At 63.8% G+C, this 20,634-nt stretch carries 9 protein-coding genes, 1 tRNA gene and 1 pseudogene; 6 read left to right on the forward strand and 5 right to left on the reverse strand.

The window, feature by feature from the left end; all coding sequences use genetic code 11:
• The first annotated feature begins 129 nt into the window (after positions 1 to 129).
• From ftsZ to recN, 4 genes are all read left to right on the forward strand, one after another.
• Entirely contained in the window at positions 130 to 1,842 is a 1,713-nt protein-coding gene (gene ftsZ, locus BW967_RS00245; protein ID WP_076483039.1) for a cell division protein FtsZ, read from the forward strand.
• Positions 1,843 to 2,066: 224 nt separating this feature from the next.
• Positions 2,067 to 2,987 carry a UDP-3-O-acyl-N-acetylglucosamine deacetylase gene (gene lpxC / locus BW967_RS00250; RefSeq protein WP_076483548.1) on the forward strand — a complete coding sequence of 307 codons (921 nt, stop codon included), beginning with the start codon at positions 2,067 to 2,069 and terminating at the stop codon, positions 2,985 to 2,987.
• 217 nt (positions 2,988 to 3,204) lie between these two features.
• Complete coding sequence (locus BW967_RS00255) at positions 3,205 to 4,050, forward strand: outer membrane protein assembly factor BamD (protein WP_076483040.1); 846 nt, start codon at positions 3,205 to 3,207, stop codon at positions 4,048 to 4,050.
• Between the two features lie 37 nt (positions 4,051 to 4,087).
• The gene (recN, locus tag BW967_RS00260) at positions 4,088 to 5,737 is read left to right on the forward strand and encodes a DNA repair protein RecN (RefSeq protein ID WP_076483041.1); all 1,650 of its coding nucleotides are present in this window, start codon (positions 4,088 to 4,090) and stop codon (positions 5,735 to 5,737) included.
• A 20-nt stretch (positions 5,738 to 5,757) separates the two neighbouring features.
• On the opposite strand, the gene BW967_RS00265 is transcribed toward recN, so the two are convergent.
• The 4 genes from BW967_RS00265 to BW967_RS00280 form a co-directional block, all read right to left on the reverse strand.
• Positions 5,758 to 6,348, reverse strand: coding sequence for a DUF1190 domain-containing protein (locus tag BW967_RS00265; protein WP_076483042.1), 591 nt, complete (start codon positions 6,346 to 6,348; stop codon positions 5,758 to 5,760).
• A 14-nt stretch (positions 6,349 to 6,362) separates the two neighbouring features.
• On the reverse strand, positions 6,363 to 7,589 hold the full coding sequence (locus BW967_RS00270; RefSeq protein ID WP_076483043.1) for a glutathionylspermidine synthase family protein: 1,227 nt from the start codon (positions 7,587 to 7,589) through the stop codon (positions 6,363 to 6,365).
• A 101-nt stretch (positions 7,590 to 7,690) separates the two neighbouring features.
• A complete protein-coding gene (locus BW967_RS00275) occupies positions 7,691 to 8,545 on the reverse strand; it encodes a universal stress protein (RefSeq protein ID WP_076483044.1) in 855 nt (284 codons plus the stop codon).
• A gap of 16 nt (positions 8,546 to 8,561) precedes the next feature.
• The gene (locus BW967_RS00280; RefSeq protein WP_076483045.1) at positions 8,562 to 10,052 is read right to left on the reverse strand and encodes a SulP family inorganic anion transporter; all 1,491 of its coding nucleotides are present in this window, start codon (positions 10,050 to 10,052) and stop codon (positions 8,562 to 8,564) included.
• A gap of 432 nt (positions 10,053 to 10,484) precedes the next feature.
• Between BW967_RS00280 and BW967_RS00285 the strand changes: the two genes are divergently transcribed.
• Both BW967_RS00285 and BW967_RS00295 read left to right on the forward strand, forming a co-directional pair.
• Positions 10,485 to 10,574, forward strand: a tRNA-Ser gene (locus BW967_RS00285).
• Between the two features lie 859 nt (positions 10,575 to 11,433).
• Positions 11,434 to 13,464: pseudogene (locus tag BW967_RS00295) on the forward strand (putative bifunctional diguanylate cyclase/phosphodiesterase).
• A 352-nt stretch (positions 13,465 to 13,816) separates the two neighbouring features.
• Here BW967_RS00295 and BW967_RS00305 read toward each other — a convergent pair.
• Positions 13,817 to 20,614: a CHAT domain-containing tetratricopeptide repeat protein gene (locus tag BW967_RS00305; protein ID WP_076483049.1), complete on the reverse strand. Its 6,798-nt coding sequence runs from the start codon at positions 20,612 to 20,614 to the stop codon at positions 13,817 to 13,819.
• Between the last annotated feature and the right edge of the window lie 20 nt (positions 20,615 to 20,634).

Consider the following 20,634-nt stretch of genomic DNA (forward strand, 5'->3'; position numbering starts at 1 on the left):
TTAGACTGCCATATTTTGTGGAAAACTGATGTTTTTCGGGTGACGTAACCCGGAATCATCGGTAGTATTCTTCTAATTTCGGGGACAGTCGGCCGACACAAGGCCGTGCGAACACACAGGCGGACTCCTATGACCTTGAATCTGAGCATGTCAGAGCACGAAGACCTCAAGCCGCGGATCACCGTCTTCGGTGTTGGTGGGGCAGGCGGTAACGCCGTCAACAACATGATCGAGAAAGCGCTTGAGGGCGTTGAGTTCGTCGTGGCCAATACCGATGCGCAGGCCCTGCAACAATCGAAATCGCGTGCGCGCATCCAGATGGGCGTGAAAGCGACCGAAGGTCTTGGCGCGGGCGCCCGCCCGAGCGTTGGGGCGAGTGCCGCCGAAGAGACGATCGAAGAAATCGTCGATCACCTTGTGGGCGCGCATATGTGCTTCATCACCGCGGGTATGGGCGGTGGCACCGGCACGGGGGCTGCGCCGATCATCGCGCAAGCCGCGCGCGAGCTAGGTGTTCTGACCGTTGGCGTGGTGACGAAGCCGTTCCAATTCGAAGGCCCCAAACGCATGCGTCAGGCGGAAGCTGGCATCGAGGCGCTGCAAAAGGTCGTTGATACGCTGATCATCATTCCGAACCAGAACCTGTTCCGTCTGGCGAATGAAAAGACCACCTTCACCGAAGCTTTCGCGCTGGCCGATGACGTGCTTTACCAAGGCGTCAAAGGGGTCACCGACCTGATGGTCCGTCCCGGCCTGATCAACCTCGACTTCGCCGATGTTCGCGCGGTGATGGACGAGATGGGCAAAGCCATGATGGGCACGGGCGAGGGCACGGGCGACGACCGCGCCGTGGTTGCCGCTGAGAAAGCGATCTCGAACCCGCTCTTGGACGAAATCAGCCTCAAAGGCGCCAAAGGCGTGCTGATCAACATCACCGGTGGTTATGATCTGACGCTGTTTGAGCTTGATGAAGCCGCGAACCGGATCCGCGAAGAAGTGGACCCGGATGCGAATATCATCGTCGGCTCGACGCTCGATCCCGATATGGAAGGCGGCATGCGTGTTTCGGTGGTGGCCACCGGGATCGACGCCGCGCCCGTGACGAATGAAATCCCGGTGCCGCGCCGTTCGATGGCCGAGCCGCTGAAACCGACGCCCGCGCCGGAACCGGCGAAGCCGACGCTGCAAGTGACCTCGGCGCAGCCGATTGCGAGCCAGCCCGCCGCGCAGCCCGAAGCCGCGCAGGGCTATGATCGCACGCTGTTTGAAGCGCCGACGGAAGCGCCCGCCGCCTATCAGCCGCCAGCGCAGCCGATGCAACCCGCGCAGCAATCGATGCGTCCGCAGCCCGCCGCGCAGGCGCCGCAGCCTGTGGCGCAACCGCGCCCCGCGCCGCAGCCTGCTGTCGAAGACGAGTTGCCGCCGCCGGCCTATCAATCGCGTCCCGCGCAGCAATATGCGACCGAAGCCCCGGCCTATGATGAAGAAGCCAGCTTCGTGGCACCGCGTCCGCGCGCGCCCGGCCAACCCTCGCCCGAGGCGCTGGCCCGGTTGCAAGCCGCTGTCAACAAAGTGCCCGCCGCTGGTGGCTATCAGCGCCCGGCGCAAGGTCAGCAGCCGATGGCAGCCAGCCGTAGTGCCGCGCCGCAGCAAGGCGCCGAGAAGGGCCGCTTTGGGATTAACTCCTTGATTAACCGCATGACGGGTCATGCGGGTGAGGGCGCGGCTGCGACTCAACGCACCATGCCTGCCGCACCGCAGCACCAAGCTTACGAGGAAGAAGCCGAAACCGATCAAGATCGGATCGAAATTCCGGCTTTCCTGCGCCGTCAGGCAAATTGACGCATCACGAAATGTCGCATTGAGGCCGGGGAGACCCGGCCTTTTTCGTTTTTAAATCATGCGCTTAGGGTGCTTTCGGCAGGGTTCTGCCAAACCGACCCGTCTATATTTCAGTTTGTTGCAAAAGGTGAATTGTTATGTGTGCGACCTGCTTTTAACTGAGCATGGGAACTCTGCTCCCTGTCGGAGGGTTCGGAGTGAAGGGAATGAAAGGTCGCATGATCGTGCAGACTACGCTTGCGAAATCCGTCGCCTTTGAGGGTGTTGGCCTGCATTCGGGGGAACCCGTGCGCATGGTGCTGCATCCGGCGACCGCTGATCACGGCATTATCTTCCGCCGCACCGATGTGCGCGGCGTGAACCCGCGTATCGATGCGCTGTGGAACCGTGTGACGCCGTCGAAACTGTGCACGCTGATCGAAAATGACGAAGGCGTTTCGGTTTCGACCATCGAACATATCATGGCGGCGTTGGCGGGGCTGGGTATCGCCAATGTGCTGATCGAGATTGACGGGCCGGAAGTGCCAATCGTTGATGGCTCTTCGGCACCTTTCGTGGCAAAAATCCGCCGCGCAGGTTTGCGCACGCTGTCGGCACCGCTGACCGCGATCCGTGTGCTGAAGGCCGTGGAAGTGCGTGACGGGGAGGCCGTGGCGCGGTTGGAACCCGCGAACACGCTGGAAATCGACTTCGCGATTGATTTCACCGATGCCGCGATTGGGCGTCAGGAAAAACGGCTCACCATGTCGAATGGCGCGTTCGTGCGCGAATTGATGGACAGCCGCACGTTCTGCCGTCAGGCGGATGTGGATTTCATGCGCGCCAATGGTCTGGCTCTTGGCGGCACCTATGAAAACGCCGTTGTTGTTGATGGCGAAAAAGTGCTGAGCCCTGGTGGCCTGCGCCACGCCGATGAAGCCGTGCGTCACAAGATGCTTGATGCGATGGGGGACCTTGCGCTCGCCGGTGCGCCTTTGATGGCGCGCTATGTTGGCTCGCGTGCGGGCCATGCGCTGACCAACAAGCTTTTGCGGGCGCTTTTTGCCGATCCGACGGCGTGGCGGCGGGAAACCTGCTCGTTGGAGCAGGTGCATCGTTTGCCCGGTGCGGGCGTTATGCGCCCGGCAGCGGTTGCGGCGCGCTGATCTTTCGATAATCTTGATCTTGCGGTGGGCCCTTCGGGGCCTTCTGCATTATGTGTGCCCCGTAGTGGTCACGGTTAAGAAAACCCGTCGTCTCAGGTGCGAAAGGCGTTTTGCGCAGCCGATTTTTCTGTGCTAGGACGAGCAGGACAGCGCCCCGTTTGGGGCCAAAAGCGATGTGCCGGAGCGAATCCGGCGGCAGAACGGGAAGAGGCAGGGCATGGCACTGGGCAGAACGGCGGCGCTTCGGGTCGGAAGTCTGGTGTTGGTTGCGACGCTGGCCGCTTGTGGCAGCTCGAATAAAGAACCGCCGCTGGAAAACTTCACCGCAGAAGAGATTTACAAGCGCGGCGAATATGAGCTTGAGGTGGGCAACCCGCGCCGCCCGGTGGAAGCTTTGCGCTATTTCTCTGAGGTGGAACGGCTTTATCCCTATTCGGAATATGCCAAACGCGCGCTGATCATGCAGGCCTTTGCCCAGCATAAAGCCAAGAAATACGAAGATGCGCGCGCCTCGGCGCAGCGCTATTTGGACACATATCCGGGTTCGGAAGATGCCGCTTATGCCAAATATTTGCTGGCGCTTTCGTATTATGACCAGATCGACGAGGTGGGCCGCGACCAAGGTCTGACCTTCCAAGCGCTGCAAGCTTTGCGCGCCGTGATCGAGGAATATCCCAATAGCGATTATGCCCGCTCGGCCGCGCTCAAGTTTGACCTTGCCTTTGACCATCTGGCCTCGAAGGAAATGGAAATCGGTCGCTTCTATCTGAAGAAGGGGCATTATACCGCCGCGATCAACCGCTTCCGCGTGGTGGTGGAGCAATATCAGACCACGACGCAAACGCCCGAGGCTCTGATGCGCTTGGTGGAGGCCTATCTTTCGCTTGGCCTGACCGATGAGGCGCAGACCGCCGGGGCGATTCTTGGCCATAACTTCCAATCCTCGCCCTTCTATGAAGACGCCTATAAGCGTCTGCAAAAGCAGGGTCTTGAGCCGGAAGCCAAGGGCACAAGCTGGCTGTCGACGATTTATCGTCAGGTCATCAAGGGCGAGTGGCTCTGACCGGGTAACCGGGGTCGGGGCGCATCCGGGGGCCAAGATGCTGCGCACGCTCGATATTCGAGACATGTTACTGATTGATCGGCTGGAGCTCGACTTCGCGCCGGGTCTCAATGTGCTGACCGGCGAGACCGGAGCTGGCAAGTCGATCTTGCTCGATTGCTTGGGCTTTGTGCTTGGCTGGCGCGGGCGCGCGGAACTGGTGCGCAAAGGCGCGTCGCAGGGCGAGGTGGTGGCGGTTTTTGATTTGCCCGCCGATCATCCTGCGCGTGGGGTTTTGGCGGCAGCGGGACTGCCGGTGTCGGATGAGCTGATTTTGCGCCGGGTGAACAGCGCGGATGGCCGTAAAACCGCTTATATCAACGACCGTCGTGCCTCAGGCGATGTGTTGCGCAGCGTTTCGGCCACTTTGGTGGAATTGCACGGCCAGCAAGATGATGGTGGGCTGTTGAACGCACGCGGCCACCGCGCGGCGCTTGATCTGTTTGCGGGGCATGACGGCCTTTTGGCGGCGACCCGGTCGGCTTGGGCGGCGCGCGCGGCAGCGGCCAAGCGGCTTTCGGCGGCGCAAGCGGCGCTCGCGGCGGTGAAGGGCGAAGAGGATTTTCTGCGCCATGCGGTGGCGGAGTTGGAAAAGCTCGCTCCCGAACCCGGTGAGGAAGATCGGCTTGATACGCAGCGCCGCGTCATGCAGGCGGCGGAAAAGATCCGTTCTGATGTGGTGCGGGCAGCGCAAATGCTGGGCCTTGAAGGGGCCGAAGGCGCGATGCGCGATGCCGACCGCTGGCTGCAAGGGGCGGCAGATCGCGCGGAGGGGCAGTTGGATGCGCCTTTGGCGGCGCTTGAACGCGCTTTGATTGAACTGGGCGAGGCCTCGGCAGGGGTGGAGGCTGCGCTTGAGGCGATGTCTTTTGACCCGCGCGCGCTTGAAGCCTGTGAAGAGCGGCTGTTTGCTCTGCGGGCTGCGGCGCGCAAACATGGGGTGCAGCCCGATGAATTGGCCGATTTGACGCAGAAATTGTCAGACCGGCTCGCCGCGCTTGATGCGGGCGAAGAGGGGATCGCCACGCTGGAGGCCGAGGTCGCGCAAGCGCAAGCGCGCTATCAGGCCGCCGCGGCGGACCTGTCCAAGGCGCGCCACGCGGCGGCCGGCAGGCTTGATGCGGCGATGGCGGCAGAGCTTGCACCGTTGAAACTGGAACGCGCGGTTTTCGCCACCCTGATCGGCGCGGGCGAGCCGGGGCCAGAGGGCAGCGATGCCGTGGCTTTTACCGTTGCGACGAACCCCGGCGCGCCTGCGGGTCCGCTTGATAAAATCGCGTCAGGCGGGGAGCTGTCGCGCTTCTTGCTGGCGCTGAAGGTGGTGCTCGCCAAAGGCGCGGATGCGCTGGTCTTGATCTTTGACGAGATCGACCGGGGCGTGGGCGGGGCCACGGCTGATGCCGTTGGGCGGCGTTTGGCAAAGCTTTCGGAAGGTGCGCAGGTGCTTGTGGTCACTCATTCGCCACAAGTGGCCGCACGCGGCGCGCAGCATTTCCAAGTGGCAAAATCTGTGGCCGATGGCATGACCACCTCGCGCGTGGTGCCGCTTGCGCCCGAGGCGCGGGTGGATGAGATCGCCCGGATGATTTCCGGGGCCGAGGTGACCGACGCGGCGCGGGCCGCCGCGCAGTCGCTTTTGGCAAGCTAAGCGGTTTCGCCGCCCGCCGTTTACCCGCCCATCGAGCGCACGCCGCTGGTTGAGCGGGTGGCCGAAGACCCAAACCCACCGCGTTGCGCCGCCGTGGCTTTGGTGAGCGGCGGTTTGCCCACCGTGGTCGGCGCTTTGGTGAAGGCGCCTGCGCCCACTTTGCCTTTGCCGGTGTTATTGGCATAGGTGGTGCCTGCGGGGGTGGCGAAGCGGCCATCGGCGGTGCGATGCAGCGGTTGCGCGCCAAGGCCGCGCCCGCCGCCCAGCATATTGCCCATCAGGTATCCCGCCAAAAGCGGCATGAAGATGCTGCCCATGCCGCTGCCGCCCGTCACCTGCTGCTCGCTGCCGCAATTGCCTTCGCCATATTGCGCCTCGCAGACCTCGAGGCTGTCATAGCGCGGCGCGGTTTCGGCATTGAGCGCCTGCGCCTCTTCAAAGCCTTTGCGGCAATCATCTGCAGAAAACAGGCTGCCCGACCCGGTGGCATCTAGGCAGCTTTGCAGGTCGGGGAAGGCTTGCGCATCAACGGTTTCTTCGCGGCAGCCCGCCAGCGCAAAGGCGGTAGCGCCAACCAAGAACAGGGCGACAGAGGTGGAACGTTTGGACATTTGGGTCTCCGGGGTCAGTCGCGGATGAAATGGGGTTTGAAACGGGACAGATCCTGCGTGATCCGGCTACGGTCTTCCCGAATACCAAGCGCGCAGCAGGTCTCGCCCACGATCCACGCGCCCAAAACGGGGCGGAAGCCGCCCATTACCGGAAGCGGCTGATAGGCTTGCACGATCTTGGGATGTTGGTCGTAGCTCGTATCGGCGGAAATCTCGGGGGCGTCCTCGCCGGGGTGAATGGCGATCGAGGCTCCTTCGCGCGAAAACAGCGGCTTTGTCACATGACCAACCTCAAGCGCCTTGGCCGCGCGGGCAAAGCGAGCGGCGAGTTTGGGTGGCAGGTTGCCCGTGCCATCCAGCATCGGGGCGATGTCTTGTTCGAAAAACGCGGGCAGCAGGTTCTTATGCCCCTCGAACATCTCCCACAGCACCGGCAGAATGCCTTTGTTTGACAAGATCGCCTTCCAAGGCGGTTCAATCATCAAACAGCCCGCGCTGGTGAGGTTTTGGGCAAACTCATCGCGCAGCAGGTCTTCCCACGGGTAAAGCTTGAAAAGCGTGCCAATCACCCGGTCTTGCTCATCTAAGAACTGGCCTTCGGTGCTGAGCGCGATCTTTTCCAGATCGGTGTAATGCGCGCCCATGCCCGCCTCGCGCGCGGCCCAGCCAAGCGCCTCGACGGTGGCGTAATCTTCCGGCGCGCCGGAAATGGCGGTGAAATGGAGTTCGGTGCCGGGCTCAAACAGATCCGCAAAGCGGGCGACCAGCGCCTCATGCAGGCCATTGAACTGATCATCGCCCTCTTGCAGCACGCCTGCGGCGATCTGATCTTCAAGCCATTGCCACTGGAAGGCCGCCGTTTCGTAAAGCGAAGTCGGGGTATCAGCGTTGTATTCCAAAAGCTTGGCCGGGCCTTCGCCGTCATAGGCAAGGTCAAACCGACCATAAAGCGAGGGTTCTCCCGCGCGCCAGCTTTCGGCAATGTAATCGCGATGCGCTTCGGGGATGGCGAGCTTGTCGAGCAGTTCTTCGCTTTGCAGCACATGATCGACCGCTTGCAGGCACATGCCATGCAGTTCGGTTGCCGGATCTTCGATCTTGTCTTCGATCTCACGCAGGGTGAAGCAGTAGGCGGAGCTTTCTTCCCAATAGGGCTCGCCATGCATATCGGCAAAGGTGAAGCCTTGTTCCTCGGCCTTGGCGCGCCAATCTGCGCGCTCGGGCAGGTCCATCTTCTGCACTGGGTTTCCTTTTTGTTAGCCCGTGGACACAGCGCCTATATGGGAAAATGCGCTTGCGGGTTCAAGCAAGAGGGGCAGGGCAGGGGCCCCGCCCGCACTCTTTAGCGCACCAAAAGCACCGGGCTGTGGCAGGTGCGGATCATCTCTGAGGTGGTGGAGCCCACAATCATCGTGCGGATGCGCGAATGGCCATATGCGCCCATCACCAAAAGATCGAAACCTTCTTCCTCCTCGATCCGGCCGAGCACGGCAGCGGGTTGGCCGGGGATCACCTCTGCCGTGGCCTTGATGCTGGCCGCGCCCAAAAGGGCGGCGGCATCGTCAAGGCTGCGGCGCGCTTCGGGGGTGTTGTTGCCAATGGTGACAAGCCGCACCGAAAGCCCGGCAAAGAGCGGGCTGCGCGCCATGAAATCCACGGCCCGCATCGCCGAGGGGCCGCCATCCCACGCGACCAGCACGCGCTCGACGGGTTTGAAGGCCCGCGCGGCCACAAACACCGGGCGGTGGCTCGCGCGCACGATCCGCTCAAGGTTTTGGCCCAAAGCGCGGTCGGGCTTTTCGGCGGTTTCGCCGCGCTTGCCGATCAGTACCATCGTGGCGGCCAGATCTTGTTCACCCACGGTTTCGGCAATCTCACCATGGCGCAAATGCGGCGTCACGGCCTCAACGCCTGCTTCGCGGATCACGGTGGTGGCGTCATCCAAAATGGCGCGGCCGCGATGCGCCACCAGCTTGGCGCGTTGCTCATCAAGACTGGCAAGCTCTTCCATCAGCGCGGTGCGCGCGCCCAGCTTGATCGAGCCCGAATAGTCTGAAGGCGCAGAAGCCTCACGCGGGCCCAGCACATGCACAAGGTCAATGGCGGTGCCGGTGCGCTTAGCGATCCAGGCGGCGTATTCACACAGGCTATGCGAATAGATCGAGCCGTCGACGAAGGCGATGATCGTGTCGGTCATGGGTCTTTCCTCCGCCTCAATGCGCATTCAGCTTATCAAGCGCATCCGGTTTGTCATGCAGCGCCAGTTTGTCCACGATGGTCTCGGACGCTTCGTTCATACCGACGATCTCGACCGTGGCGCCATCGCGGCGGAACTTCAACACGGCCATGTCGAGCGCGGCAACGGACGAAATGTCCCAGATATGGGCGTGGCTCACGTCGATGGTGACGTGTTCAAGCGCTTCGCGGAAGTCGAAGGCGCGCATGAAATCTTCGACACTGGCGAAGAAAAGCTGCCCCTCAATGCGGTAGGTGCGCGCGCGGCCATCGGCGGAAAGCGTCGATGTGACGCGGAAGAGTTGCGCGATTTTCGCGGCAAAGAAAATGCCCGAAAGCAGCACCCCCAGCACCACGCCAATGGCAAGGTTATGGGTCCAGACCACTGCCGCCACGGTGGCGAGCATCACGATGGAGCTTGAGGTCGGGTGGCTGCGCAATGCCTTCATCGACGACCAAGAGAACGTCCCGATCGAGACCATGATCATAATGGCCACAAGCGCCGGCATCGGGATGCGCCCGACCCAATCGCCCAAAACCACGCAGAAGAACAAAAGCATCACCCCGGCGGTAAAGGTCGAAAGCCGCCCCCGCCCGCCCGATTTCACGTTGATCATCGACTGGCCGATCATCGCACAGCCCGCCATGCCGCCAATAAAGCCGGTGGCCGCATTGGCCAGACCTTGGCCTATGCATTCTTGATTGCGGTCCGAATTGGTGTCGGTCAGGTCATCAACGATTTGCTGCGTCATCAGGCTTTCCAAAAGCCCCACCACGGCCACGGCGACCGAATAGGGGAAGATGATTTGCAGCGTCTCAAAGGTGAGCGGAATATCCGGGATCAAGAAGACCGGCAGCGTATCGGGCAGCGCGCCCATGTCGGACACCGTGCGCACATCCCAGCCAAAGAAGATGGTGAGCGCGGTCAGCACGATGATCGTCACAAGCGGCGAGGGCACAGCGCGGGTGATGAGCGGGAACAGATAAATGATCCCAAGCCCTGCCGCGACCAGCGCATAGGTCATCCACGTCACCTGACGCGGGTCCAGTTCAGGCAATTGCGCCATGAAGATCAAAATAGCGAGCGCATTCACAAAGCCCGTCATCACCGAGCGCGAGACGAAGCGCATCACCCGGCCCAGCTTGATCACCCCGGCGCCAATCTGGATCAGCCCGGCCAGCACCGTGGCAGCCAGCAAATATTGCAGCCCGTAATCGCGCACCAGCGTCACCATCAAGACCGCCGTCGCGGCTGTTGCCGCCGAAATCATCCCCGGCCGCCCGCCGGTGATCGCCGTGATCACCGCAATCGAGAAGCTGGCGTAAAGGCCCACCTTCGGGTCAACGCCTGCGATGATGGAAAAGGCGATGGCTTCCGGGATCAGGGCCAGCGCCACAACAAGGCCGGAAAGCACATCGCCGCGGATATTGCCCAGCCATTGGGCGCGATAGGCAGAAAGGGACAGCATGGAAAACCTCTTCGACGACCGGAGGGCGCGGATCGGGCGCGGGCCGGTGGGGTGGGGTTTGCGTTCGGTGGTCAGTTGGCGGGCATCCGGCGCAGGGGCGCAGGCGCCCCGCCGGGACGGTTCGGCCCTCCCTAGCCAGCCAAGCCGCCCTTGCCAACCCCGCAAGGCGCGAAATCCTGCGCAGCGGCGGGGATGGTGGCTTTTTGAGCAAGACGGGCGGGGGATGCCATGCCATTGAGCGCGCCCCAATGGGGGGCGGATCGCTTTGCGCGCCGGGGCAGGGGGTGTTGGTTACGAAGGTCAGGGTGTGCGAAGCGTCTCGCCTTTGTGGTGCGCAAGATAGAGCGCGGAAAACGCATCCTTTTCGCTGCGGCCTCCAGCCACAGAAAAAGGCTCTTGTTCTACCCGCCCGAGCCGCATATACGAGGCGACGGAGACGTGGCCGAGTGGTCGAAGGCACACCCCTGCTAAGGGTGCAGGCGGGAAACCGTCTCGAGGGTTCGAATCCCTTCGTCTCCGCCACCCCTCACTCATGAAAATTATCCATTATTCATCAATGGGTTAGCGGATCCCAATTTCGCCGATCACCACACGTTATCACCACACGTTTTCAGGTTATCGCCCACCACTTATGGCCGCTTGCCAAGCTAGTTCGCGACGAGAGTGGTTCGAGCAATGAGAGGGCCATCGTCGCATCACTCAGCCCCAAATGTCCGCAGTACCGAGTCGACCATCAGGATTGACGCGACATAGGAAGAGATCACGCCCCTGAAGGTGCGAACCGCTCATTCGCTGCACTGAACGCGAATGTCAGTTACTGATCTCCGCACTATACTAATCCCGCCGAGCGCTAATCTTACAGTTGATTTTCGAAGCAAGACGCTGGCTTTTGGCTGCAAGATCATCACGCCACAGTGACGTGATAACCATCCACCGCAAACTTATTGTTCGTGAGTTGTCTGCAAGGAGTTGTTGCGAATGCGAACTGAGGAGAAGTGCTTTAGGGAACTTATCGAACTGTGCCGAAGCCCGGGTTTTGCGCACGCAATCGCGATGTTCTGCTTCCGAGACAATTGGATCGGTTTCAAAGATCGAATGACTGGCCAACTGATTGCGGACAAGAAAACACCGCAACGTCTTGTACGTACCGAGATTGCATCGTTGATTGGTGGGTTGCTTGCGCGCGACCGAGGCGCAGTTTGAAACGCAACTGGAACGGTTGCGCACTGAACTTCTGGGGCAAACCAGCCCGCGCCGGATCGACCGGATCGAGCGTCATTGGCAAGAGTATCGCGCCTCTTTGGCCGAGGTCGATAGTTTGATGGAGCAAGGCAACCTGCGCCGCGCCGCGGCCCGGTTGCAGGGGCCAACGATGGCGGCGATGGATGCCGCACAAGATGAGCTGAAAGCCCTGATTGCGGAGACCCGCGCCGAAGCGGATCGTTTATCAACGCGCGTGGATGACGAATATCTCAAGACCCGCAATGGCACGCTGAGCGCTGTGGCGGTGGGTTTGATCGCCACGCTTCTGGCGGTGTTCTGGACCGCGCGCTTCGTCAGCCAACCCTTGTTGCGGATCAGTTCGGCCATGCAACGCCTGACCCGTGGCGAAGATGACATCGAGATCCCGCATCTGTCGCAGCGTGAAGATGAGATTGGCATTCTTTCCCGCGCTGCCGAAAGCTTTCGCGGCAAGCTCGTTGAAACCCGACTTTTGGCGCATGATCTGGACCTTGAGCGCTTGCGGCTTGAAGCGAGCGGTGCGCAGCTTAGGGCAACGGTTCACAACATGCCGCTTGGGCTTGCGATGTTCGACCATCAGGGCAAACTGGTGATCTGGAACGCCGCTTTCGAAGCGATTTGGGTCATTCCGGAAAACTGGCTGCACCCCGACCAACCGCAAGAAAGCGTTTTGGCGGAAATGGCGCGGCTCACGCCAAAGGAACAGCGCGCGCAATTTGCCCAAACTGTTCAGGCGCGCTTGGCGGAAGAGGGCGCAGAGGCGCGCTGTGAAGTGTGGCGGCTCACCGATGAACGCTCGATCTCGGGGATGTTCCAACCCACGCCTGATGGCTGGATGCTGATTTGCGAAGATATCACCGAACGTGTCACAGTCGAAGAGCGCATCCGTAAGCTTGCCCGCAATGATAGCCTGACCGGGCTGCATAATCGGCTGTCGTTCCAAGAAGCGATTGAGGCGGCGCTGCAAGATTCTGATGCAGAAAATCCGGCTGCGATCATGTTCATTGATCTGGATCGCTTCAAAAGCGTCAACGACACCTTGGGCCACCCGGTCGGTGATGCGCTCTTGCGCCAAGTGGCGGCGCGGCTGCGTTGGCTGGTGCGCGAAAACGATGTGGTGGCGCGGCTTGGTGGGGATGAATTTGCGATCATCCAATATGCCGGGCCACAGCCCGAGGCGGCGCTTTCCCTTGGCGATCGGATCATCGCGCAATTGTCGAGCCCGTTCGAAATTGACGGCCATATCGTGCAGATCGGCGGCAGTGTCGGTGTGGCGCTGGCACCGCTGCATGGCGACACGCCCGAAGACGTACAAAAACACGCTGACCTTGCGCTTTACGCAGTGAAAGAGGCGGGCAAAGGTCATTGCCGCGTGTTCGACCCAGAGATGAACGCGCGCCAACAGGAATTGCATGGGCTGGAACAGGCGCTGCGTCATGCGCTCAAATCCGATGGGTTCACGCTGAACTATCAGCCGCTGATTGATCTTGAGACCGGGCGCGTGCGCGGGGCCGAGGCGTTGCTGCGCTGGCGCCACCCGACCAAGGGGCCGCTCTCGCCCGCCGAATTCGTACCCTTGGCGGAAGAACTCGGCCTTATCCAGCCGCTTGGGCTCAAGGTTTTGGACATGGCGTGCCAAGCCGCCATGCAATGGCCGGAAGATATGACGATCTCGGTCAACCTGTCGCCGTTGCAGTTTCATCGTTACGATGTTGCACAAGATGTTCTCAACGCACTCGACCGCTCTGGCCTGCCGCCCTAACGCCTGGAAGTGGAGATCACCGAGGGCGTGTTGCTGGATCATACTGATGCCACGCTTGCCGCGCTGAAACGGTTGCGCGCGCATGGGATTAGCGTCGCACTCGATGATTTTGGCACCGGCTATTCGTCGCTGCGCTATCTCAGGGCCTTCCCCTTCGACCGGGTCAAGATTGACGCGGCCTTTGTCGGGGAATTGCCTAGCGATGAAGGCGCTGGCGCGATCGTGCGCGCGATTTGCAACCTTTGCCAAGCCTTCTCGCTCAGTGTGACAGCGGAAGGCATCGAAACCGACCCGCAACGCGTGTTCGTCAAAGAAGCCGGTTGCAGCTTCGGACAAGGCTATCTCTTCGCGGCCCCGATGCCGCTTGAGAGCTTCATGGCCTATCTGGATCAGATGCGCGCGGCTTAGGGCGACAGCCTTCGATGGTGTGGGGTAATTGGCTGCAGCCTTTCTTAGCTGACAGTCCCGCTTCCTATGAAGTGCATTCTCCCTAAAGCGTCAACGAACGGCGGCTATCCGGTTGAGAGTGGGGGACTGGCGGGTGATCATGGATGATCACGGCAATTGTCTGGCCATTCTCGATATCGGGCCGCGCGTAGGCGTCTACGACTGAAAGGGTTTGAGATGAACGAGATGGTGACCTTCATGACCGAGGCGTGATGGTCAGCTTTCTCATGCAGGCCAGACAGTGGCGAGCCTGAAATTTAATAACTGTTCGTATTATGGTGGGGATGAAAACAACATCCACAAAAATTGGCATTCAGGGTGCGCCAAACAGCGTCAATCCCGCCCAATAGCCCGGCCGCGCATGATCACCCCCCGCCGCGATCATCGCGCGTTGCGCGGCGCTGAGCGCGGCGGCATTGCCCGCCCCCTCGAGGCGCTTGGCATAGAAGCTTTCGGCCAGTTTGCGCGTCGCCGCGTCATCGACCTGCCACAGCGTCGCAATCACCGCCCGCGCACCCGCCAGCACGAAAGCATGCGACAGCGTGCGGTATTCAAGCCCGTCCGCGCCGATGCCGCTTTCGCAGGCCGAAAGGAACACCAGCTCGGTCTCGGGCATCGCCAGCGACATGATCTGCGCCAGATCCATATGCCGCTTGCCCGCCAGAAGCAGGTAGCTGTCCTTCGGCGAGGTGGGGTTCAGCTTGCCGTGGGTGGCGAGGTGGACGAACGGCGCATCGGGGGCGAGCCCTTGCAATTCCTCGTAAGTGGCCTCTTCGCCAAGGCGGAGTTCGACCATCCCCTCGGCCTCAAGCAGCCCCGCCACGGTCTCGGCCTCGGCCTTGGCAGCGGGCAGCGAGCCGTCGGGGTCGCCGAACACCAGCGGCGCGAAGCCAGCCGAGGGCAGCGCGCCGATCATCGTGTCGAGCGCATAAAGGCTGGGCGCCACCGCCAGATCGAAGCGCTCGACCGCATAGACCGGGCCGCGCGGGCCGATCTCGCGAATGAGCGCGGCAAAGGGCAGGTAGGAAAGCGCCCCCGCAGGCGAGACCACGAGCGATGCGCCCTCGGGGATGTCGTTCTCGATCGGGCGCAAAAGCTGGTCGTAAAGCCAGCCGAGCGCCGTCTCGGTGTCGAGCACCTCGCCTGCCGCGATCGCCCCTGCCTGCGCTGCGATAGCCAAGGCCTCGGTGGGGGTGGCAGGCGCGGCGGGAGCAGAGGGGGCCGGATCGGGCGCTTGGTCCATGTCAAAGCCGCGCATTTGCCCGCGCGCCTGACCGGCCAGCGCCTGAGCCACCTGCCGTGCGCGGGCGTCGAGCAGTTTGGGATCAAGCTTCACCTCGCGCAGGGTCTCGCCCTCGCGGCTGACAAGGTTGATGTAAAGGCTCTGCCCCGCGGGCAGATATTGCGCCACCACCACGCCATCGGGCAGCTTGCGGGCAAAGCCGCGGAGATCCATCGGGTTTAGTTGCAACATGTTGAAAAGCGAAGGGTTCTCTTTTTCCAGCTTGCCAAGTAACGCCAGATCGCGTTGCTTGGCACGCAGGATTTGCCGCTCCAGATCGGCCTTGCGCGCCGCATCCTCGCCCACCGCAAGGTCGAGCTTTTCCTCCAGCGCCGAGATCGCCCGGGCGCTTTTTCGGAAATTCGCCGCCAGCTTGCCAGCCTCGCTGTCGGGCGGCAGCGCGTCGATCAGCACATCGTTCACCGCCCGCATTCGCCCCTGCTCAAACGCGGCAAAGGCAAACTCGCTTTGCGCCTGCGAGATTAGGAAGGCCTCGGGCCCGGCGCCGCGTGGGTCGTAGACCGTCACCCCGGCATCGGTGGCGATGTAGACGCGCCCCTGCGGGTCGGTTTCCAGCGCATGCACCACGCGCGCGCCATAGCTGGCATAATCCTGATCAGGCAGCATCCAGTTCAGCCGGTCGGGGTAGAACCAGGTCTCGCCCTTGCGCGCCACCACCCCGGCGGCCGAGCCGTAAAGCCACAGATCCTCGCCCAGTTGCACCCCGCGCGTGCCCAGATATAGCGCCGGATGGGCGTCGCGCAGCGCAGTATAGCTGCGATCATCGGCGTTGCGGAACTCGGTCCAGCTTTCGCCCGCAAGCCGCGCGAAGCCGCGGTTGGTGCCCAAGATCGCCGATCCATCGGGTTGCGGCGTGAGCGAGGTGGCAAACCACGAGCCCGCCACATTGAGCGTGCTGGGCACGAAGCGGGTGCCGTCGAATTCAAAGAGCCCGCCCTTGAGCGCCCGGTTTCGGTAGCTCAGATGGGCGTTGTTCGAGGCGACCAGAAGGATGCGCCCGTCCGGTGCCTGATAGATGCCGTGCAGGCTGTCGGACCAGACCGGGTAATCGGCGGGCCCTGCGTAAAGGCTGAATTCGGTGACCTCGCCGCCCGGCTGCCAGCGAAAGGCGCTGGCCCCGGCGACGGCCCAGATCGAGCCGTCCTTCGCCGCCAGAATATCGCGCAGCGGGCCTTGGCCGCGGTCGCCCGGCACAGTCTGGCTCGCGGCGAACAGCTCTTCGGCGGCGGTGGCGCCGGGTGCGAAGCGCATCACCCGGTTGCCCGAATGGGTGATCAGCGCGCCATCGGGGGCGCGGCGCAGGATATGCGCGTCGAGCGGCGCAAAGAACTGCGCGCCGGCCGCCAGATCGTCGTGGTGGATCACCTCGAGACTGCCGCCTCCCGCGACGAAGGTGACGCCGAGGTCTGCGAAAGTGAGCAGGTCATCGACCCGCCCCTCGGTTGCCAGCCTTGCTTGCCCGCGCACAACCGCCGCGACGCCCTCCGAGGTCAGCATCCAGAGCTGCCCGTCGCGCTCGACCGCGCGGAGAAGCCCGGTGAGGCGGTCGCGACCGGGCTCGCTGAAGGGCTCGAAGCCCGAGCGCCCCATCACCGCGCCGCCCTGATCGGTGAGTACGGTCAGCGCGGTGCGGGCGGGCAGCGCGGTGAGTTCGGCCAGCCCCAAGGGCGCATCGGTGCGCGCGATGGTTTCTTGCGCCGCGACGGGGGCGAAGGCGCCGGGCGGGGCAAGGATCGCATCCTCGCGCCCGGTCTGCGGCCAGTCGGCGCGCAAGAGCTCTTCGCCCGCGATCAGGTAAAGCGCGTCTTCGTGCTCGGGCGCGAGCGCATCGGTTACGCGGAAATCGGTCAGCAATTGCGCGCCGCGCGGGCCGTGGAAGGAAAGCCCCACCCGGCCCAGCGCCAGAAAACCGTCGCGCGCCGGGCGCAGCGTTTCAATGGCTTCCGGTCTGCGTTCGAGTTCGCTCAGCCGCTCCAGATCCCAGATCACCAGCCCCGCACCGTTGCCAAGCGCCATGCGCGGCCCGTTCACCGCCAGCGCCGCCAGCGGGCCCTCGGGCAGCGCCGGGTCGTCGGTTTTCCAGAGCTGCGCGGGGGCGGAGTAATCCTGCGCCAGCATCACAAGGCCCGCGCGGGTGGCAAGCCAAAGCCGGCCCAGATCATCCTCGGCGAGCGCCGCAATGGCGGAATGGGGGTCTAGTTTTGCAGGCTCAAGCGAGGCCGAGAACGCCCCCGCCGCGCGGTCGAAACCGAACCATTCCCAAAAACCGCGCCGAAACACCGCAAGGCCGCGGTCCGAGCCCACCACCACATCGCCATTGGCGCGGATCACCAGATCCGACAGGCTCAGCCCGCGCTCGACCAGCGCGCGCGGGAACACCTCGGCGCGCGGGTAAGAGCGCCAGAAGCCCGGGTTGGTGAGCGCCGAGGCGCGCAGCCAGCCCGCCTCGGACAAGAGCCGCAAGCCGCCCTGCGCCAGTTCGGCGCCAAAGCGGGCCTGCGCGCCCGTCGCCTCGGGGGAAAGGGGCGCAACGGCCATGGCCCAATCGCGCATGTCTTCCCATTCGGACCAGCGATCTTCGGGCAGACCCTCGGGGCGGATCAGGGCCGCCAGCGTGCGCCAGCGCGACACCGCCTCGAGCCCGAGCACCTGCAAGGCGGCGGCGTCTTCGGGCGTGGTGTCCTCCTCGTCCTCGGCGTAGCGGGCGGAAAAATAGATGTTGGAAAGCAGGCTCTCGGCGCGCTGGGCATGGGCGGGCAGATCGCCCAGCCGCGCCAGCAGCATCTGTGCCAGCTCCATCTCCAGCCGCCGATAGGCGAGCATCGAGACGGTCTCGTCCTCGTTCGCCTCCTCGAGCCGCGTCTGCATCGCGCTCAGCTCGGGGTCATCGACCTGAAGTCCAGAAAAATCGCCGCGCTGGATGTCGCGCAGATTGCCCAGAACCTCCTGAAAGCCGCTGAAGGCGCGCAGCACTGCCGCAGTGATGGCCTGACCGCCCTCCGAGCCATCGGGCGCCTGCGCCTGCGTGTCGGCAATATCGCCCGCCGCGTCATAGCTAACCAGCAACCGCCCCATCCCTTCGACCTCGATCCGCGTCGGCTTGCCGGCCGCATTATAGTCGAAACTGAGCGCCGGGTTGCCCTTCGATTCCATGCGGATGATCGGTGAAACGGGGCTTTCGGGGTCGCGCGGGGCGTAGATCAGCCGGGTCTCGACGCGGTCGCCCAGAAACATCCGCTCGACATTACCCTCGGCGTTATAGTCGATGCCGCCCTCGACCCGCCCGACCTTGAACCGCGTCAGCCGCCCGATCACGGGGTGATATTCGGCCTCCCATTCGGTGCCGTCGGGCTGGATCATCGAGACCCGCATCGCACTCAGATCAAGCTGGCGGATGGTGGGCTGCGGCTTGCGCGTATCGGCGCGGGCGCTTTCGAACCACGAGATGTAAAGGTCTGATTCCGAAACCGAAACGCCCTTGTCATATTGCTCGGCATAGTGCCGCTTGTAGGCGCCGAGCGTCTTGTAGGCATGGTCGGTTTCGACCTTCACCGAAGCCTCCGGGTCCCAGCGTTTTGCGCGTTCCAGATAGGCCAGCGCCACCACCGGCGAGCCGCCCCATTTGTTGTGCCGATGCGCGAAGCTACTCAAGCGTTTGGCATCGCGCGGGCGGCGCTCGACATAGGCGTGATGCGCGACAAAGGCCAGCGCGCCGCCGCCAAGGTTTTGCTGCACATCGCCCTTGTAAAGGTTGCCGACCGCGCCTTCGTCATCGGGGTGGGTGCGCTGGTTTTCCAGCGCGGCAAGGGTCAGCGCCTGCGACGGGCCGACCCGGCCAAGCAGGAAATAGCGCAATTTCCAGAAGCGGTCCTCGCCCAGACCCAGCGCGCGGGCGCGGTCGAGATCGGCCAGCGCCTGTTCGATCCGGGCGGGCTCGAACATCCGGCCCGCATAGACCGCATCGTCCACCTGCCCGGCGCGCTCCTCGAGCACGGCCGCCAGTTCGGGCGCCTCCGCCCCCGCCGCCTCGAGCCGCGCCAGCCCGGCATCAAGGCTGCCTATCACGCCCTGCCAGTCGTCGGGCGCGGCCTTGGCGAGCGCTTTCGCCCCCCGCACCTCGGGGAAAGCCGCGCGCGGGGCGGCTGCCCGGGCACGCTCCCAGATCGAGAGGTCTTGCTTGGTGGCGCGGCCAAGCTGCGCCCAGGCCTCGGCCATATCGGGGTAGCGCGCCACCACCGCTTCGAGCAGATCGGCGGCCTCGGCCATGCGGTCCGCCTTGGCGGCGTAATCGACAAGCCGGGCAAGGCGCCAGTCCGAGAAAGGATCGCGCAGAACCGCATCGCGGATGGTTTCGAAGGCCTCCTCGGCGCGGTCCTGTTGTGACAGGTCATAGGCGAAATTGCCGTGCAGCCAGACGGCGTGGGGCAGCACGGCGCGCGATTGAACCAGCAGCGCATCGAGGCCGGCACGGTCGCCCTGCGCGGCCAGAATTTTGCGCGCGGTGTTGAAGGCCGCATCGCTGGGCAGCCCGCCGGCGGCACGGTGCGCTTTGAGGGCTTCGAGGGCATCCTGCGGGCGCCCGTCAGTGTCGAGCGCCTGCATCAGCGCGGCCACGGCGGCGCTGTCGCGCGGGTCTTGCGCCACGGCCTTGGTCAGAAGCGGCACAGCCTCGCCGGGAAAGCCTTCGCCGGTCAGCATCTCGCCAAAAGCGACCAGCAGCGGGCGCAGATCGGGGGCGGCTTCAAGCGCCGCCAGCCCCGCCGCGCGCGCTTCGCCCAATGCGCCCGCCTTGTCGAAACCACGCAGCGCGATCAGCCCGGCCCAGGCGGCCTGAGCTGCCTCGGGCTGGCTGGCGCGCGCCGCCGCCTCGGCGGTTTGGCGGGCTTCCTCGAACCGCCCCAGCGCCGCAAGTGCGCGCGCGACGCGCGCGGTCGCATCGCGGAATGGATAGGCGGCCTCCTCGCGCCGATAGTCTTCAAGCGCCGCTTCGTGGCGCCAGAAACTCCCCTGTTGCGCGCCAAGGCGGCGCAGGGCGTTGGGGTCGTTCGGCGCGGCGGCAAGCCAGAGCGCGGAGAGGTCGCGCATTTCGGCGGCGGTGGTGTCGGGGCGGGCCAGAAGTGCGCGGATCAGAGCGCCGCCGGGGGCCTGATCCGCGCCCGGATGCGCGTCGAGCCAGTCGATCACCGGCGCGGGCTCCTTGATGAAGGTGCCGCCGAGCAGGAAAGCGGCACCGAAATCGGCGGGGAAGGTCTCGACCAGCCGCTCGGCGACCGCCAGACATTCGGCGCGCAGGCCAACGCCGCAGGCGGCATAGGCGATCTCGTAATCGGCCCAGTAATCGGCGCGGGGCCTCGCCAGCGTCGCCTCGGCCAGCCCTGCCAGTAGATCGTCGCGCCCCATCTGCACCGCCTGAAACGCCTGCGCGGCAAGGGTCAGGGTCGCGGCAAGGTCTGCGGGCGGGCGGGGCAGGGCGGTGGGCCCCAGCGCGCCTTTCGCCCATTGCGCCCAGGCCCAGACATGGCTTGCCGACGGATGGGGTGCGGCGCTGCGCAGATCGGCCTCGGTCGCGCCGATCAGCCCGTCGAGATCGCCCGCAGTGCGCAGCGCGATCCAGACGCCGATGCGCGGGTCGTCTTCCTTCGCCACCGCGCCCTGAAACGCCGGGGCCAGATCGGCGATGGGCTTGGGCGCATAGACGCCCTCGGCGCTCACCGCGCCGGTCGGGTCGGGGGCGAAGGCGGTCTGGGCAGTCAGGGTCAGCGGCGTCAGGCAAAGCGCGGCGAGAAGGGCGGGGAGGAAACGGGGCATCGGGGACTTTCGGCAGAAGG

The sequence above is a fragment of the Rhodobacter aestuarii genome (assembly GCF_900156655.1).
GTDB lineage: Bacteria > Pseudomonadota > Alphaproteobacteria > Rhodobacterales > Rhodobacteraceae > Rhodobacter > Rhodobacter aestuarii.

Coding starts and splice junctions, on each gene's coding strand:
- ftsZ (WP_076483039.1), top strand. CDS start 130: ATGACCTTGAATCTGAGCATGTCAGAGCACGAAGACCTCAAGCCGCGG.
- BW967_RS00255 (WP_076483040.1), top strand. CDS start 3,205: ATGGCACTGGGCAGAACGGCGGCGCTTCGGGTCGGAAGTCTGGTGTTG.
- recN (WP_076483041.1), top strand. CDS start 4,088: ATGCTGCGCACGCTCGATATTCGAGACATGTTACTGATTGATCGGCTG.
- BW967_RS00265 (WP_076483042.1), bottom strand. CDS start 6,348: ATGTCCAAACGTTCCACCTCTGTCGCCCTGTTCTTGGTTGGCGCTACC.
- BW967_RS00275 (WP_076483044.1), bottom strand. CDS start 8,545: ATGACCGACACGATCATCGCCTTCGTCGACGGCTCGATCTATTCGCAT.
- BW967_RS00280 (WP_076483045.1), bottom strand. CDS start 10,052: ATGCTGTCCCTTTCTGCCTATCGCGCCCAATGGCTGGGCAATATCCGC.
- BW967_RS00305 (WP_076483049.1), bottom strand. CDS start 20,614: ATGCCCCGTTTCCTCCCCGCCCTTCTCGCCGCGCTTTGCCTGACGCCG.